The organism is Bacillus cereus group sp. BfR-BA-01316 (genome assembly GCF_022664195.1).
Taxonomy (GTDB): Bacteria; Bacillota; Bacilli; order Bacillales; family Bacillaceae_G; genus Bacillus_A.
The window spans coordinates 45474-62974 of the sequence record NZ_JAKUGX010000030.1 but is presented as its reverse complement, the minus strand read 5'-3'; the positions used below and the strand labels follow the sequence as shown (position 1 = coordinate 62974).

Here is a 17501-nt window from a genome sequence, read left to right as displayed (position 1 = left end):
GCTTAGCTAATACCGCTGCTTTTGCTTTTGCGGCTGCTGCGGCTTTCGCCTTCGCTTTGACCTTTTCCTCTTCCGTTACTTCTTCTGTTCCTTCTCGATTCTGCTTCGCTAATGCGGCTGCTTTTGCAGCTGCTGCGGCTTTCGCCTTCGCTTTGACCTTTTCCTCTTCCGTTACTTCTTCTGTTCCTTCTCGATTCTGCTTCGCTAGTGCGGCTGCTGCGGCTTTCGCCTTCGCTTTAACTTTTTCTTCGTCCGTTACTCCTTCGCTTCCTTCTCTCTTCTGCTTCGCTAATGCCGCTGCTTTTGCTTTTGCAGCTGCTGCGGCTTTCGCCTTCGCTTCTTCTACATTAATCCCCTTATCTTTTGGTAGGGCTTTCTCTTTTTCTCGATGTTCTCCTTCAAGTTTAGACATTTCTGCCTCATGTTTCGCAGCAAGACGTTTTCGCGCTTCCTCTTTCGCGTGACGGGCTGCTTCTCTTTTCATACTCTCTAAGTCTTTATTTGGATCACTCATTTATTCGTCACCTGCTTCCCGGTCCTCGCCTCGTAACGAATTTTTTCTTTTAATTTATTAATTCCATAAATTAAAGCAGCAGGATTTGGAGGACATCCAGGAATATACACATCAACTGGTACAATTTGATCTACACCTTTCACAACAGCATACGAATTCACATACGGGCCACCGGCTGTTGCACAAGATCCCATCGCAATTACCCACTTCGGTTCAGGCATTTGATCATATAGGCGCCGAACAATAGGTGCCATTTTCTTCGTTACCGTTCCTGACACAATCATGACATCCGATTGTCTTGGTGAAGTCCGAAAAAATGACCCAAATCGATCTAAATCGTAATGTGATGAGCCTACTCCCATCATTTCAATCGCACAGCATGCCAGTCCAAATGTCATCGGCCATAAAGAGTTGCTCCGCGCCCATCCCTTCAACTGTTCCAATGTAGAAAAAAAGATATTTCTTTCTAATTCCGCTCGCTCCTGTGGGTGTAATTCCTCAAAATTTATAACCATTGTAACACCTTCTTTTTCCAAGCATACGCTAATCCAACTAGCAACATCACAACAAAAATGAGCATTTCAATCAGTGCAAATAAACCAAGTTTGTCATATGCAACAGCCCATGGGTATAAAAATAAAGTTTCTACATCAAAGATGACGAACAATAAAGCGAAAATATAATAACGAGCATGAAACCGAATATTTGCATCATGAAAAGGCTCAATTCCACTCTCATACGTCGTCGCTTTCGCTGCACTTGGTTTGTTTGGACGCAGCATTTTCCCTAATGTAAGAGCCACTACCGGCAACAATATACCTAATAGCAAGAAAATCAAAACAATCATATAACTATTTTCATATACACTTGCCATTGTGAAACCCTCCCCCTGAATTAAGAACAAGTTCACATAGTAAACAATATGTCTTACTTGCATCATTTATTATTTTTAAATTTTTCTAAATAATGCAACTATTTTATTCATTATAGCAAACTTCAAATTCCTATGTCGATATATTGGGAACAGAAACAACAATTAATACTTGCTGAACAAATCTATTTTTACAACTCATTATAAATGTGTAAAATAAATATAGAAATTCTATATGTTTTTCAAGCAATCCTAAAAATCATAAACTATAAAAAGGTGGTTCTTATGTATATACAGTGGGTGATATAAATGAAAAAACAAACACATATAAGTATTCTTATAAGCATTTCATTGTTGTATATAGCTATTCATTACGTATCAATGCCCTTTTTATATGAGTACGCACTCCCATTTCAAATATTAACTGGAATAAGTACCATATTAATTGATATTACAATTTGCAGTTATATATTTTATTTTTCAAATATAAAACAAGGGTTATCTCGTTTGTTTTGGATAACATTAACTATCGGATCCTTCTCTTATTTCATTGGCGATATAGTAGTTGCTTATCAACGCTTAATTCTGCATGACTACTATACATTCGTTGATCCATCAGACTTTTTTTACTTATTATTTTTAATTAGCTTTGCATTTGCCTTTCTATATGAAATTATTTATGGCCGAGACTTATTGGAACAGCTTTTTACGATATGCGATATTTGTATTATTGTTACGGCTCAATTTACTTTAAGTTACTATTTGCTTATTGAAAGAACCATTCATATTTTTACAACATCATATATCGACATGTTTGTTCAACTCACGTATCCAATGGCTGATTTACTCTTTCTTTTAATAGGAATCAATCTTTTATTCAGACCATTATTCTTACTACCAAAACAAGTTGGCGCTCTTCTTGGCAGTGCTTTAATTTTGTATGCTACTACGGATGCTATTTATGCTTATATAAAATACTTCCAGCCTGAGCACTCTATGTTCACAGTTGCTCCATTCTATCAAGTAACCTTATTATTGGTAGCAATCGCCTGTATACTTCATACAAAAGAGCCTGAAAAACAAGAACAAGTATTACTAACGCCTCAATTTGGTGAATCAATCCGATTATCATTACCGTATATTTCTGTCGTGATGCTTATTGTTTTTATATTGGTCGAAAATGTTTTTGCACCTATCGTAGTAATTGGACTTATGGTAACTTTCGCCTTCGTTCTCATACGCCATATGTTAGTTCGAAGACAAAATAAAATATTATTGCTAGCACAAATGCAATTCAGCTTAGAACTCGAGAAACAAATCGAACTACGTACAGAAGATTTAGTAGAACAAAAAAATGAGTTATATCATAACCAACAAATGTTTAAATCTTTATACGAGCATCATCCAGATCCAATTTTTACATTAGATTTGTACGGTAATTTTCTCAATGTGAACAACGCTGGAACTACTTTACTCGGCTATCAAACGAATGAATTATTAAACCAACCATACTATTCACTTATGTATGAACAAGATTTGGAAGAAATCATTAATGCCTTTCATTACGTGAAAAAAGGGAAATCTATTTCTTTAGAAATACGGGCATATCATAAAAATAGAGATATTTACTACTTGCATGTTACAGCTGTCCCCATCTTTTTAAAGGAACATATTTCTGGGGCCTATTTAATGATTAAAGATATTACAGAAAGCAAGCAGCAACAAGAGCAAATTAATTTCCTAGCATATCACGATACTTTAACGGAACTTGCAAATCGCCGTTCATTTCATCAGCAGTTAGAAAAAGCAATTGCACGAGCAAAAAAATCGAAAAAACCTTTTGCTGTTATGTTTCTTGATTTAGACCGTTTTAAAGTTATTAACGATACTCTCGGTCATCGAGTAGGAGATCTTCTTTTAATTGCTGTAGCAAAAAGACTAGAACGAATATCGACGTCAAATATGAAACTTGCTCGGTTAGCTGGGGATGAATTCACAATTCTTATAGAAGATTATAAAGAAGATAGAGATGTACAAAAAATAGCTGATATGATTGTACTATCTATGAATGAGCCATTCGAAATTGAAAATCAACATTTACAAATCTCGCCAAGTATCGGGATTGCAATATACCCAGAAGCAGGCGAAGATCCGTTATCTATTTTACAGCATGCTGATATGGCCATGTACGAAGCAAAAAATAAAGGGAAAAATCGGAGCTCTCTTTACACGAAAGAACTATATAAGAAAATGGAACGAAAAGCTCGAATCGAAAAAGATTTGCCACTCGCTTTAGTAAACAACGAATTTTATCTCGTCTATCAACCACAAATTGATACGACAACAAATAAAATTATCGGTGCTGAAGCATTAATACGTTGGAAACACCCGCTCCTAGGTGACATTTCACCATGTGAGTTCATTCCAATTGTGGAAGAGACTCCGCAGGTCATCCCACTTGGACATTGGGTGTTAAGAGAATCTTGTCTTCAACTAAAAATATGGCAAAGTTTTGGATACACAAACTTAAAAATGAGTGTCAATTTATCAGCGAAAGAATTTCAACAAAATCAATTAATCGAAAATATTTCACGAATACTAAGGGACGTTAAGATTGATCCGAAAGATGTAACACTTGAACTAACAGAACGAATTGCGATGATTGATGAAAAAGAAATATTATCGAGACTAAAGCAATTAAAAGAATATGGTATTCAAACGTCCATTGATGACTTCGGTACCGGCTACTCTTCTCTTGCTTATTTATCAATTTTCCCTATCGATACATTAAAAGTGCCAAGAGAATTTACACAACTAGCCGATCATCGACCTGAAGAAAGAGCCATCGTTTCCACTATCCTTTCTCTTGCAAATACATTAAATCTCTCTGTCGTTGCTGAAGGAATTGAAACAGAAAAACAGCTTAAGTTTCTGCAAAAAAACAACTGTAAATACATGCAAGGTTACTATTTCAGTAAACCTCTAACAAGTAAACAGTTTATAAAATTTCTACAAAAAACACCCAGTATGAACCAATAGTTCACACTGGGTGTTTTTTAAAGTGTCGGAATTCTTTTTTCGTAATATTCTTCTGCAATCTCTTCGTAAAAAGCTGCTGACGTAGTATAAAAATATGGAATCAACCATAAAAATCCAATCCCTAATGTAATACAACTTAATATAAACCAACCAATAAAACTTAAACATAAAATGAAATACTCCATCTTATGTCCAGCCATCATACGACGACTTTCTGTAATAGCTTGATTTATTGAATACTCAGGATGATCATTTATAATAAAATACGTCATCGCATAAGAAAATGATTTAATAATGCCTGGAATAATAAATAGTAAGCACCATAAGAAAATATAAATCTTTACTACTATATATAATAAAAATGACTTTATAAACTTACTTCCTTCTGTAAACCATCTAAATATATGCCCAATACGCGCTTCTTTTTCACGAATTATATGTAGTGCTAAACAATACCCCCCTAGCGTTAAAGGCCCCACCAGCAATATTGTAATAACATCTATTGAAAGTGAGCTATTCACTTCTTTCCACTCCCAAACCTGAGAGAGAATGAACTGAATGCTAAAACTAAAAGCTGAAGTAAGAATCGAAATAAGTAATGTTGTCCCAACAGCTAAGCCCCATTTTCCTTCCAGTGAATCTAGCGCTTCTCCTTTTAAATCACTAATCATAATTAGCCTCCTATACGTAACAATTCTATTAGTATAGCACGTCCCTACTGCAATTCACCTTTTGCAATATAGCGATAAAAATGTGCTGTCGTTGTACCTACATATGGACTAAGCCAAAGAAATCCTATTCCAAGAGTAAGAATCGCTAAAATAGCCCATCCTATGAAGCTAAGCCATAAAAGAAATAAATCTAGTTTATGTCCCTTCATAAAATTCTTACTTTCTTTCATCGCCTGTGAAACGCTATAATCTGGATTTTCAATCATAACATAATACGTCATCGCATAAGAAAAATACATCACAATCATTACAACAATCGAAATAGCTAATAGTACAAAGAAAGCAATCGTTAACGATACATTCCCTTCCTCACCAAAAAACGCGAATACACCTAGTAACAACATCGGAATCCACGTACCTGTATATAACAAAATCGCAAGCATAGCCCACATTGTTTTCATCATTCTTTTAAAGCCACGAAATCCTTCAAATAAATAATCTACTCTAGCATCTTCTCGTTTACTAATTTGTAGCAACACATTCGTATAACCGTATGATGTAATACCATAAGATGCATTACTCAAAATGATCATTATGCAATAAAAAATTCCAAATGTAATACCTGCTCCGACTGATATTGTTTCCTCTTCAAGTGATCCTGTTAAACCAGCAAATAAGAAAAATATAATAATTCCTGGAATTAAAAGTATAAGCATTGCAGCCATTGAAACAACATAACTTAAAATAATATGTAAAATCGTTGATCCAACACCTAGTCCCCATTTTCCCTTTAAAGAGTACAATGCTTCTCGTTTCATTTCACCGATCATTTATTCAGCTCCTTTATGAAATATAAATTGTTATATATTCTCTACTTATACAAACAACAATATAATTATACCAATTTTGTTAGTTTATTCTATCTACTAAATTGAGTTTTAGTTTCAACATTTAAATAAAACACAGCTATGCATAACAAAAAACTAACTTGCAGTTCTTTTTATTTCTTGATTTTCACTTAACATGGGACAGAAAAAAGCTCTGGTCGCTTCTATGCACGGCTAGATGCTCTCTCCTAGTTAAAAAGAGGCGTTTTTTTCCCCATCTAAATTTATAGCTATATATAACAAAAAGATAACCTGCAGTTCTTTTTATTTCTTGATATTCACTTGGCATGGGGCAGAAAAAGGCTCTGACCGCTTCTATGCATGGCTAGATGCTCTCTCCTAGCTAAAAAGAGGCGTTTTTTTCCCCTTTTAATTTATATCCATAACAAAAAATCCGTAAAGGCAAGAGCCCTTACGGATTTTTTTATTTCATATCAGAAACGTTTAAACGGTTCACAGCACGCTGTAATGCCATTTCTGCACGTCTAAAGTCAACATGTGCTTGTTTATCTTGCATACGTTGCTCAGCGCGACGTTTCGATTCATTTGCACGATGGATATCGATATGGTTTGCTTCTTCAGCAGATGATGATAATACAGTTACTTTATCTGGACGAACTTCGATAAAGCCACCGCTTACTGCTACATAATCAGTGTGCCCACCATTTTTCAGACGAACTGCACTAATTTTTAGCGGTGCAACAGTTGGAATGTGACCTGGTAAGATCCCCATTTCCCCACTCTCTGCTTTTACACTCACCATTTCTACTTCTTTTTCGTAAACCGGTCCATCAGGAGTTACAATACTGACTGGAAATGTCTTCATAATTCGTCCCTCCCAAGGCCTTACGCCATCATTTTCTTCGCGTTTTCAATAACTTCTTCAATGCTACCAACAAGACGGAACGCATCTTCTGGAAGGTCATCATATTTTCCTTCTAGAATTTCTTTGAAACCACTAACTGTATTTTTTACAGGTACGTAAGAACCTTTTTGACCTGTAAACTGTTCAGCTACGTGGAAGTTTTGTGATAAGAAGAATTGAATACGACGAGCACGATGTACAACTAACTTATCTTCTTCAGATAACTCATCCATACCTAAGATAGCGATGATATCTTGAAGCTCTTTATAACGCTGTAAAGTTTGCTGTACTTGACGAGCTACTCCATAATGCTCTTCTCCTACGATTTCTGGAGAAAGCGCACGAGATGTAGATGCTAATGGATCTACGGCTGGGTAAATACCCATTTGTGTTAAACGACGCTCTAAGTTTGTTGTTGCATCTAAGTGAGCGAACGTTGTAGCTGGTGCTGGATCCGTATAGTCATCGGCTGGTACGTATACCGCTTGGATAGACGTGATAGATCCTTTATTTGTAGATGTAATACGCTCTTGTAATTGACCCATTTCTGTTGCAAGTGTTGGTTGGTAACCTACCGCAGATGGCATACGACCAAGAAGGGCAGATACTTCAGAACCTGCTTGCGTGAAACGGAAGATGTTATCGATGAACAATAGTACGTCTTGTCCTTGCTCATCACGGAAGTGTTCAGCCATTGTTAAGCCTGTTAATGCAACACGTTGACGTGCTCCAGGTGGCTCATTCATTTGTCCGAATACCATCGCAGTTTTCTTAATTACGCCAGAATCGCTCATTTCGTGGTATAAGTCGTTACCTTCACGAGTACGCTCACCTACACCAGCGAATACAGAGATACCACCGTGCTCTTGTGCGATGTTGTTAATTAATTCCTGAATTAATACTGTTTTACCTACACCGGCACCACCGAATAGACCGATCTTACCACCCTTAATGTAAGGAGCAAGTAAGTCTACTACTTTAATACCAGTTTCAAGAATTTCTACTTTAGTAGATAATTCTTCGAATGCAGGCGCTTGACGGTGAATTGGATCACGACGTACATCCGCAGGAACTTCACCATCTAAGTCAATTGCATCACCTAATACGTTAAATACACGACCAAGTGTTGCATCACCAACTGGTACAGAGATTGCTTTACCAGTATCTTCTACTTCTGTGCCACGAACAAGTCCATCTGTGGAAGACATTGCAACTGTACGAACTGTGTCATCACCTAAATGAAGTGCAACTTCAAATGTTAAGTTAATGCTTGCTCCGTTTTCGTTGCTTTGTTTTACCGTAAGGGCGTTGTAGATTTCTGGTAGCTTTCCGCCATCAAACTTAACGTCTACAACCGGACCCATGATTTGCGTAACGCGCCCTTTATTCATCGGGTTCCCTCCTAGCTTTCTTTTAATTAGCCAGCTTTCTAAGAGAAGTCGGCTTTTAATTTTTATTAGTTTAGCTTTCGCGGTTCTCCTGAAAGAACCGCTTACGCTTTTTATTGAATCTAGCTCCGGTGGCTAGAAGGGTCGGTCATTTCACCCCTTCCTACGAGGCAAAGAACGCCTCTTTGTCAGGAGTTCCAATGCCCTCCCCTTCTGAGCAAGCCACCTACGCTTTTTAATACTATTCTAACGCTGCTACTCCACCAACGATTTCCGTAATTTCTTGCGTAATCGCTGCCTGACGCGCACGGTTGAATGAAAGTGTAAGTGAATCGATAACTTCCATTGCGTTGTCTGTAGCACTCTTCATTGCTGTCATACGCGCCGCGTGCTCACTTGCTTTACCGTCTAGTAATGCACCGTACACTAAGCTTTCTGCGTATTGTGGCAATAATACTTTTAGAATTTCTTCTTCAGAAGGTTCGAATTCATAAGCTGTCGTCGGTTTGTCAGACTCCACATCCGTAAGCGGTAAAATTTTATTTTCCGTTACTTCTTGTGAAATTTTACTTACATAATGATTGTAGTAAATATACAGCTCATCATAAGCACCATCTGCGAACATCGCAATTGCTCGAGAAGCAATATCTTTAATATCAGTAAATGATGGGTGGTCAGATAATCCAACTACTTCATCAATGATGTTAAAACCGCGACGTTTTAAATAATCACGTCCTAGTCGTCCAAGCACAATAATTGAATATTGGTTTGAATCCATATTATGACGTTCACGAATTACGTTACTTACTGTACGTAATACGTTACTGTTATAACCACCTGCTAGTCCGCGATCAGATGTAATAACGATGTACCCTGTACGCTTTACAGGACGCGCATTTAGCATTGGATGATTAATCCCTTTACTTCCTTGCGCAATGCTCGCTACTACTTCTTGAATCTTTTCCATATACGGAACGAAAGATTTAGCATTTTGCTCTGCACGGTTTAACTTAGATGCAGATACCATCTCCATCGCTTTCGTAATTTGACTCGTTTTCTTTGTCGAGTTAATCTTCGCTTTTATATCGCGTAAAGATGCCACAGGTTTTCACCACCTTTTTTCCGGAAGTTGGCACGATTAGTAAGAATCCTCTTCCTAATCTACGTTGCAAGATATTCTTGCTCATGATTGAAGGAAAAGAATAGGTGCACCTACTCTTTTCCTTTACATAACCGTCAGCAATCTCAAAGTTTGAGATGCCTTTATATTATCTAGCTCCAGCGGCTTGAATGCTCGGTGGCTTCACTTCTTCCTCACATTCAGAACGAGCCGCTTCCGCTTTTATTTATCTAGTTCCGTCTCCTAGCCCCTTTCGTCTAAGAACCTTCCCCACCAAAAGGTAGAAAGCACCTTTTGTGGGAAAGAGCCTTAGCCGATGGGGCTGAACAGTCGACTTCACTTTTCATTATTATTCAGAAGCTACAAATACTTTTTTAAATCCATTGATTGCTGCTGCAAATTTGTCGTCATCCGCAAGTTTCTTAGTTGTGCGAATTTCGCTTAATAAGTCAGCTGCATTTGAATCTAACCAAGCATGGAATTCTTCTTCGAAACGAGTGATATCTACTACTGGGATATCATCTAGGAATCCACGTGTTAAAGCGTAAAGAATGATAACTTGTTTCTCTACACGTAACGGTTTGTGTAATCCTTGTTTTAATACCTCAACTGTACGAGCACCACGGTTTAATTTCGCTTGTGTTGCTTTATCAAGGTCAGAACCGAACTGAGCGAACGCTTCTAACTCACGGTAAGATGCAAGGTCAAGACGAAGTGTACCTGATACTTTACTCATCGCTTTAATCTGAGCAGATCCACCTACACGAGATACAGAAGTACCCGCATCGATCGCTGGACGTACGCCAGAGAAGAATAGGTCAGATTGTAAGAAGATTTGTCCATCCGTAATAGAAATTACGTTTGTTGGGATGTAAGCTGATACGTCCCCTGCTTGTGTTTCGATGAAAGGTAGTGCAGTTAAAGAACCGCCGCCTCTTGCATCACTTAATTTTGCTGCACGCTCTAATAAGCGAGAATGTAAGTAGAATACATCCCCTGGATATGCTTCACGACCTGGAGGACGACGTAATAGTAATGAAAGCTCACGGTAAGCCGCTGCTTGTTTTGATAAGTCATCATATACTACTAATACGTGTTTACCATTGTACATGAACTCTTCACCCATTGTTACACCAGCATAAGCAGCTAAGTATAATAATGGAGCTGGTTGAGAAGCTGATGCAGTTACAACGATTGTGTAATCTAATGCACCGTGCTTACGTAGTGTTTCTACTACGTTACGTACTGTTGATTCTTTTTGTCCGATAGCTACATAGATACAAACCATATCTTCATCTTTTTGGTTAATGATTGTATCAAGTGCAACTGCTGTTTTACCTGTTTGGCGGTCACCGATGATTAACTCACGTTGACCACGGCCAATTGGTACAAGAGCATCGATCGCTTTAATACCTGTTTGAAGTGGCTCATGAACAGATTTACGATCCATTACACCTGGTGCTGGACTTTCAATTGGACGAGTGTTTGTTGTATTGATTGGGCCTAAACCATCAACTGGTTGACCTAATGGGTTTACAACACGACCGATTAGTTCTTTTCCTACTGGTACTTGCATGATGCGACCAGTACGACGAACTTCGTCACCTTCACGGATTTCTGTGTAAGGTCCTAAAATAATGATACCTACGTTGTTTTCCTCTAAGTTTTGTGCTAGTCCCATAACGCCGTTAGAGAACTCTACAAGTTCACCAGCCATAACGTTATCAAGACCATGAGCACGCGCAATACCGTCACCAACTTGGATAACTGTACCAACATCACTCACTTCGATTTCAGACTGATAGTTCTCGATTTGTTGCTTTATCAGTGCGCTAATTTCTTCAGCTCTGATGCTCATGTGCTTCACCCCTATCTATTCTTCATTAATTCACGCTGAATACGTGCTAATTTTCCTTGTAAGCTTCCGTCGTAAATGCGATTTCCAATACGTACTTTAATGCCGCCTAGTAAATCTTCATCCACAACATTTTTCACGCGAATTGCATCTTTTCCTGTTTTTTTTGCAAATGCTTCTGCAATGTTAAGTTTTTCTTCTTCCGATAGAAGACGAATAGAATATACAGTTGCATCCGCTACGTTACGTTCTTCATTAGCAAGAACAACATATTCATTTGTAATTTCAGGTAGGATATCAATACGCTTGTTATCAATTAAAATATATAACGTATTTAAAATAGATTCAGAAACAGATGCGAATACGTTTGCAAGAAACGTTTTCTTCTGCTCTTTTGAAATGTTCGGTTGCGTTAAAAAGCTATGTAGTTCTCCGTTCTTTGTAAAAACGTTTTGTACAAGGCGTAATTCCTCTTCAAACATTTCTAATACGTGTTTTTCTTTTGCAATTTTAAAAAGAGCGACAGCATAACGTTTTGCTACAATCCCATTGCTCATCGCGCTTCTCCTACTTCTTTAATATAATCGCGGATTAACTTCACTTGATCTTCTTCTTTTAGTTCTTTTTCAATTACTTTAGAAGCAATATGAACAGATAAAGAAGCGACTTGTTCTTGTAAAGCAGCAATTGCTTGCTCTTTTTCGCGTTGAATTTCTTGTACAGCAGATGTTTTAATTGATTCTGCTTCTTCTTTCGCAGCAGCAACAATAACATCCTTTTGATCTACAGCTTGTTTCTTCGCTCTTTCGATTAACTCTTGTGCTTCAACACGCGATTGTTTTAACATTTCACGTTGTTCTTCTACTAATTTCTTCGCTTCAGCATTACTTCTTTCTGCAGCGTCGATTTCATTAGTAACATGCTCTTCACGTTCTTTCATAATTCCCATTAAAGGACCCCACGCAAATTTGCGTAGCATTACTAATAGAAGTAAGAAAATGAACAATGTATAAGCAATCGTTCCAAATGGAATGGAAGCCCCTAATAATAAAGTTGGCACAAGGATTCACTCCCTTCAAAATATCTAAATTGATCATATGAAAAAAAAAGACATACGTTTCGTTCATAAAGCAATGGCGAAGAAAGTTCAAAAAACACTCTTCGCCATCTATGTAAGGGGAGTCTCCCTTATTTGTTCATTACGATGAAAGCAATAACTACACCGATAATTGGAAGTGCCTCAACTAATGCAACCCCGATGAACATAATTGTTTGAAGTGCGCCTTTTAATTCTGGTTGACGAGCAACACCTTCGATTGTACGTGATACGATAAGACCGTTACCAATACCTGCACCTAATGCTGATAAACCAATTGCAATTGCAGCTGCGATTACACCTAAACTCATTTAATTTGTCCTCCTTTGTATTATAAAAAAATAAATTTTTTCTTACTTAAATTATATTAATGGTCATGGCTTACTTTATGAGCCATATAAACCATCGTTAACATTACGAAAATAAATGACTGGATTGATCCAACGAATACACTGAATCCCATCCATGCTAACATCGGTACAAGTGCACCTAATGCTCCTAAGAATGATGCTCCGCCTAACTTAGCAAGTAATCCTAATAAGATTTCACCTGCGTAAATGTTACCAAATAAACGAAGACCTAACGTTAATGTGTTAGCAAACTCCTCAATAACCTTTAATGGGAATAAGAATTTCATAGGTTGGAAATAACCTTTAGCATATTCTTTCGTACCCTTCATCTTAATTCCATAGTAATGGGTGAGGGTAACTACCATCACGGCTAATGTTAATGCAACTGCTGGATCAGACGTTGGTGATCTCCACCATGCAATATGTTCGCCAGCCTCAACTGTTGAATACATGAATGGTAAACCAAGGAAGTTCGATACGATGATAAACATGATAAGCGTAACGCCAAGCGTTAAGAATCGTCCACCTGTTTTCCAGTCCATCGTACTATTGATAATCCCTTTCACGAAGTCAAACACCCATTCCATGAAGTTTTGCATTCCGGTTGGGCGAAGCGCTAAGCTGCGAGTTCCGATAACAGCGATTAAGAAAACAATAACTGCTGCTACAGTAACCATCATAACTGATGACAAATCGAACGTTAAACCTAGAAATTCAACTAATTTACCGTGTTCCACTAGTAATTCACCTCTCTTCCCTGCTCGTATACTCTAAATAAAGAAAATCTATGATCATGACAAGGTATCCTGTCAGCAATCCTACACCTAAGCCCCACATCGCAATTAATTCTTGATATTTGGCTGCAAATAAAATTAATAACCCAATCGTGGCGAATCTTGAATATGTACTTACCGCTGTTGCTTTAAATTTCACGTTTTCTCCATTTGTTACGCGATCTAATAGCTTGTCTGTTCTACGTGCAATGATGCGCAAACTAAGAAAACTGAAAATCGTTCCGATAATCAGTCCAAGAAATACATCCTTGTAAGAGGTAAATCCCCATCCTAGCACTAGAAACGCAAGCAAGTAGTACATATATTTCTTTTGTCTTTGGACAAGTCCATGTACGTCTATCATCATTGCTCTCCCGAATAGTAATGTCGAATGAGTCGAATCATTGCGTATACCCCTGTTCCTAACCCGAGTAATAACCCTATAATAAGAAACAATGGAAACGTTCCAACCTTATTATCAATCCATTGCCCACCAAAGATTCCAATAAGAATAGAACCAACTAACTGAGCAAGAATTCCTGACATTAAAGCATACGCTTTTATATGGCTGCGATCGTTTTTTTGCAAGGATTCATCCCTCCAATATGTAACCCTCATTCACGATGTGTTAATAATAACTCATTTTCCTGCATAAATTCTATACAAAATAAAAAGTTTACATTTTCGTCACGGAAAAGATGTATTTTTGTCACTGAAAGCCCTACCATCTATCCCCGTTGTTAGCATACAATAGGGTATTAACAGTGTCAACGAGAAATCGTAAAAAATCAAAAAATTTGAGTATTAGGCATTTCCTCCCAAAAATGAAAACGTTCCCCTTCTAAATACTGGTTAGAGATATGCAATTTCTAACAGTTTTCTCTTTATAATAGAAGAAATTGTTCACAAGTTTGTCACTATTATATTTTTAAGATATAGCGCTTTCCTTCCATAATATAGTGCCCCCAAGACGTAAGACTTCTATATTATATGTGATGTGTATATAACTTATGTTGTATATACCCTGTATATTTATCTCCCCCTCCCCCGCACGCCCAAGGCGAAAAAAAAACGAGCGGGGAATCCCCCTCTCGTCTGTTGTCTTACTTCGTTCCGAATAAACGGTCACCAGCATCACCAAGACCTGGAACTACATAACCATGGTCATTTAACTTCTCATCTAATGCCGCTACATAAATATCAACATCAGGATGCTCTTCCTGTACTACTTTTACTCCTTCTGGAGCAGCTACGATACACATTAATTTAATTTGCTTTGCACCGCGCTTTTTCAGAGAATTAATTGCTTCAGCTGCAGAACCACCTGTTGCTAGCATCGGATCTAGTACGATAAAGTCACGCTCTTCTACATCCGTTGGAAGTTTCACATAGTATTCTACCGGTTGCAATGTTTCAGGGTCACGGTATAAACCAACGTGTCCTACTTTTGCTGCTGGGATTAATTTCAAAATTCCATCAACCATTCCTAAACCTGCACGTAAAATCGGAATTAAACCAAGTTTTTTACCAGCGATCACTTTTGTTGTCGCTTTGCTTACAGGTGTTTCAATTTCAATGTCTTGAAGTGGAAGGTCGCGAGTAATTTCGAAAGCCATTAAGCTTGCTACTTCGTCCACTAATTCACGAAAATCTTTCGTACCTGTATTCTTATCGCGAATATATGTAATCTTATGTTGAATTAACGGGTGATCAAATACATACAGTTTTCCCATGTGAATCTCTCCTTTAGATGATATTCATGCGTTTACACGCTTTTTTACACTATTTACGATTGTAAAGAAAACGCTACTAATATTCAAGGGCAAATTTGGTAAAATCGTGAATTAGAATGAATCTATCTAGTATCTTTACCAATTATGGGAGCTGTATCCTTCATTATATCGCCAAAATTTATTCATCATTTGTATACATACTTTAAAAATAATATATGTCCACAAAAAAGACTGCCAAAACAATTACGTTTCAGCAGTCTTTTTCAATCTATTATAGATTTGTATACATTGGGAATTTGCTCGTTAACGCTTCTACACGCTTACTTGCTTCTTCTAATGCAACTTCATTCTCATGATTTTTTAATGTATAAGCAATAAGTGCCGCAATTTCATCCATTTCTTCTAAACCGAAACCACGAGATGTTACAGCTGCTGTACCGATACGTACGCCGCTTGTTACAAATGGGCTTGCTGTTTCAAATGGAATTGTATTTTTGTTCACTGTAATACCAACTTCATCTAATACGTGCTCTGCTACTTTACCTGTAATTTCTAAGTTACGAACATCAATCAAGATTAAGTGATTGTCTGTTCCACCAGAAACAAGTGTAAGTCCTTCTTTTTGAAGACCTTCAGCTAAGCGGTTCGCATTATTAATGATATTTTGTGCATATGTTTTAAACCCATCTTGTAGTGTCTCACCAAATGCAACAGCTTTTGCAGCAATTACGTGCATAAGTGGACCACCTTGAATACCAGGGAAGATTGATTTATCAATTTGTTTTGCAAATTGTTCTTCACATAAAATCATACCACCACGTGGACCACGTAATGTTTTATGTGTTGTTGTTGTAACGAAATGTGCATGTGGTACTGGGTTTGGATGTAAACCAGCAGCTACTAAACCAGCGATATGTGCCATATCAACCATAAAGTATGCGCCCACTTCATCTGCAATCTCACGGAATCGTTTGAAATCGATAACACGAGGATATGCACTTGCACCTGCAACGATTAATTTTGGTTTATGTTCTTTCGCTTTTGCTAATACATCATCGTAATTAATACGGTGAGATTCAGCATCCACGCCATATTCTACGAAATTATATTGTACTCCACTGAAGTTAACAGGGCTTCCGTGTGTTAAGTGACCACCATGAGATAAATTCATACCAAGTACTGTATCGCCTTGCTCTAAAATTGTGAAGTATACTGCCATGTTCGCTTGTGCACCAGAATGTGGTTGAACATTTACATGCTCTGCGCCAAAAATTTCTTTCGCGCGATCACGTGCGATATCTTCCACTACGTCTACGTGCTCACAGCCACCATAGTAACGTTTTCCAGGATATCCTTCAGCATACTTATTTGTTAAAACAGAACCTTGTGCCTCCATTACTGCTTCACTTACGAAGTTTTCCGAAGCAATTAACTCAATCTTTGAACGCTGTCTTCCTAGTTCTGCCTCAATTGCAGCAAATACCTTTTCATCTTGACGTTTTAAATGATCCACCAAAATCCCCCTTTTCTGAACGAATTACATCAATTCCCAATAGTTTTTTCTCATTTATTCAGAAAAAACGAAAATTCAGGTTGTAATTCTTTCGAACCTTCATGTTTTCAACTACATTCTAACATGACTTTCTATATCATAAAAGAAAAAAAAAGACCAAAATTGGTCTTTTCTTTCTTCTATTATAAAGTCAGACTACATACCTTTTACCTTTCGATATAAAGCTGTTATAGGACTTTATAATTTTTCATGTTTAACGGCAAGAAATAGCTTCTTCATTTGCCGCATAAACAGCACGCGCTCCACCTATTAGTTTCCCACGTGTTTTCGCCATCGTTACATGCGCACTTCCTATTTCCTTCACACTTGTACGAACCGGTACAGCTACATGCTTTAAATGCATACCGATAAATGTATCGCCAATATCCATTCCTGCATCTGCTTTAATAAACTCAATTACTACCGGATCTTTAAAATTGTGATACGCATACGTCGCTAATGCACCACCTGCTGATCTAACAGGCGTAACTATTACAATTTCAAATTGATATTTCATCGCTACATCTCTCTCAACTACTAAAGCACGATTTAAATGCTCACAACATTGAAACGCCAATTCAATACCTGTTCGTTCTTGAAATTGTTTTAATTCAGAAAAAATCGCCTCTGCCACTTCCATCGTTCCTGATGTTCCAATTCTCTCACCTAGCACTTCGCTCGTGCTACACCCCACTACAAAAATTTGGCCACTTTGCAGTGAAGCTTGTTCTTGGAAATCAGAAAGCGACATTTGCAGCTGTTCTCTTACCTTTACGATTTCTGTCAT

The 17501-nt window shown here is 37.6% G+C and carries 19 protein-coding genes and 1 pseudogene; 1 reads left to right on the top strand and 19 read right to left on the bottom strand.

Annotated elements, in window-relative coordinates:
• The 3 genes and pseudogenes from MR071_RS19870 to nuoA form a co-directional block, all read right to left on the bottom strand.
• Positions 1-514: pseudogene (locus tag MR071_RS19870) on the bottom strand (NADH-quinone oxidoreductase subunit C); the annotation flags it as partial.
• Entirely contained in the window at positions 511-1029 is a 519-nt protein-coding gene (gene nuoB, locus MR071_RS19865) for an NADH-quinone oxidoreductase subunit NuoB (RefSeq protein WP_002089729.1), read from the bottom strand. The pseudogene MR071_RS19870 and the gene nuoB, both read right to left, overlap by 4 nt.
• The gene (gene nuoA / locus MR071_RS19860; protein ID WP_000179270.1) at positions 1020-1388 is read right to left on the bottom strand and encodes an NADH-quinone oxidoreductase subunit NuoA; all 369 of its coding nucleotides are present in this window, start codon (positions 1386-1388) and stop codon (positions 1020-1022) included. The genes nuoB and nuoA overlap by 10 nt, the downstream gene beginning before the upstream one ends.
• Before the next feature lie 306 nt (positions 1389-1694).
• On the opposite strand from nuoA, the gene MR071_RS19855 reads away from it, so the two are divergent.
• Complete coding sequence (locus tag MR071_RS19855; protein WP_242237654.1) at positions 1695-4424, top strand: putative bifunctional diguanylate cyclase/phosphodiesterase; 2730 nt, start codon at positions 1695-1697, stop codon at positions 4422-4424.
• A 17-nt stretch (positions 4425-4441) separates the two neighbouring features.
• Here the strand turns inward: MR071_RS19855 and MR071_RS19850 are convergent, their stop codons facing one another.
• The 16 genes from MR071_RS19850 to MR071_RS19775 all read right to left on the bottom strand — a co-directional run bounded on the left by MR071_RS19850 (position 4442) and on the right by MR071_RS19775 (position 17501).
• Positions 4442-5095: a DUF975 family protein gene (locus MR071_RS19850; protein WP_105586056.1), complete on the bottom strand. Its 654-nt coding sequence runs from the start codon at positions 5093-5095 to the stop codon at positions 4442-4444.
• Between the two features lie 44 nt (positions 5096-5139).
• Entirely contained in the window at positions 5140-5925 is a 786-nt protein-coding gene (locus MR071_RS19845) for a DUF975 family protein (RefSeq protein ID WP_242237652.1), read from the bottom strand.
• A 481-nt stretch (positions 5926-6406) separates the two neighbouring features.
• Positions 6407-6808 carry a F0F1 ATP synthase subunit epsilon gene (atpC, locus tag MR071_RS19840; protein ID WP_002016279.1) on the bottom strand — a complete coding sequence of 134 codons (402 nt, stop codon included), beginning with the start codon at positions 6806-6808 and terminating at the stop codon, positions 6407-6409.
• A gap of 20 nt (positions 6809-6828) precedes the next feature.
• Positions 6829-8238: a F0F1 ATP synthase subunit beta gene (gene atpD / locus MR071_RS19835; protein WP_002144743.1), complete on the bottom strand. Its 1410-nt coding sequence runs from the start codon at positions 8236-8238 to the stop codon at positions 6829-6831.
• A gap of 238 nt (positions 8239-8476) precedes the next feature.
• The gene (atpG, locus tag MR071_RS19830; RefSeq protein WP_002089737.1) at positions 8477-9337 is read right to left on the bottom strand and encodes a F0F1 ATP synthase subunit gamma; all 861 of its coding nucleotides are present in this window, start codon (positions 9335-9337) and stop codon (positions 8477-8479) included.
• A 367-nt stretch (positions 9338-9704) separates the two neighbouring features.
• Positions 9705-11213, bottom strand: coding sequence for a F0F1 ATP synthase subunit alpha (gene atpA / locus MR071_RS19825; protein ID WP_002113043.1), 1509 nt, complete (start codon positions 11211-11213; stop codon positions 9705-9707).
• Between the two features lie 11 nt (positions 11214-11224).
• Entirely contained in the window at positions 11225-11767 is a 543-nt protein-coding gene (gene atpH / locus MR071_RS19820) for a F0F1 ATP synthase subunit delta (RefSeq protein ID WP_087996354.1), read from the bottom strand.
• Positions 11764-12270 (bottom strand): F0F1 ATP synthase subunit B, encoded by a 507-nt coding sequence (gene atpF / locus MR071_RS19815; protein ID WP_002016287.1) that lies wholly within the window; start codon positions 12268-12270, stop codon positions 11764-11766. Before atpF ends, atpH begins: the two co-directional genes overlap by 4 nt.
• 128 nt (positions 12271-12398) lie before the next feature.
• Positions 12399-12617 (bottom strand): F0F1 ATP synthase subunit C, encoded by a 219-nt coding sequence (gene atpE, locus MR071_RS19810; RefSeq protein ID WP_000052064.1) that lies wholly within the window; start codon positions 12615-12617, stop codon positions 12399-12401.
• A gap of 56 nt (positions 12618-12673) precedes the next feature.
• Positions 12674-13393 (bottom strand): F0F1 ATP synthase subunit A, encoded by a 720-nt coding sequence (gene atpB, locus MR071_RS19805; RefSeq protein ID WP_002089740.1) that lies wholly within the window; start codon positions 13391-13393, stop codon positions 12674-12676.
• Positions 13394-13400: 7 nt separating this feature from the next.
• A complete protein-coding gene (locus MR071_RS19800) occupies positions 13401-13793 on the bottom strand; it encodes an ATP synthase subunit I (RefSeq protein ID WP_242237650.1) in 393 nt (130 codons plus the stop codon).
• On the bottom strand, positions 13793-14017 hold the full coding sequence (locus tag MR071_RS19795) for an AtpZ/AtpI family protein (RefSeq protein WP_001171219.1): 225 nt from the start codon (positions 14015-14017) through the stop codon (positions 13793-13795). Before MR071_RS19795 ends, MR071_RS19800 begins: the two co-directional genes overlap by 1 nt.
• A 26-nt stretch (positions 14018-14043) precedes the next feature.
• Positions 14044-14157, bottom strand: a complete 114-nt coding sequence (locus MR071_RS19790) for a DUF4024 domain-containing protein (RefSeq protein WP_242237647.1) — start codon at positions 14155-14157, stop codon at positions 14044-14046.
• A 375-nt stretch (positions 14158-14532) separates the two neighbouring features.
• Entirely contained in the window at positions 14533-15162 is a 630-nt protein-coding gene (gene upp / locus MR071_RS19785) for a uracil phosphoribosyltransferase (RefSeq protein ID WP_098775787.1), read from the bottom strand.
• A gap of 271 nt (positions 15163-15433) precedes the next feature.
• Positions 15434-16675 (bottom strand): serine hydroxymethyltransferase, encoded by a 1242-nt coding sequence (gene glyA / locus MR071_RS19780; RefSeq protein ID WP_142395846.1) that lies wholly within the window; start codon positions 16673-16675, stop codon positions 15434-15436.
• Between the two features lie 253 nt (positions 16676-16928).
• Complete coding sequence (locus tag MR071_RS19775) at positions 16929-17501, bottom strand: TIGR01440 family protein (RefSeq protein WP_105586060.1); 573 nt, start codon at positions 17499-17501, stop codon at positions 16929-16931.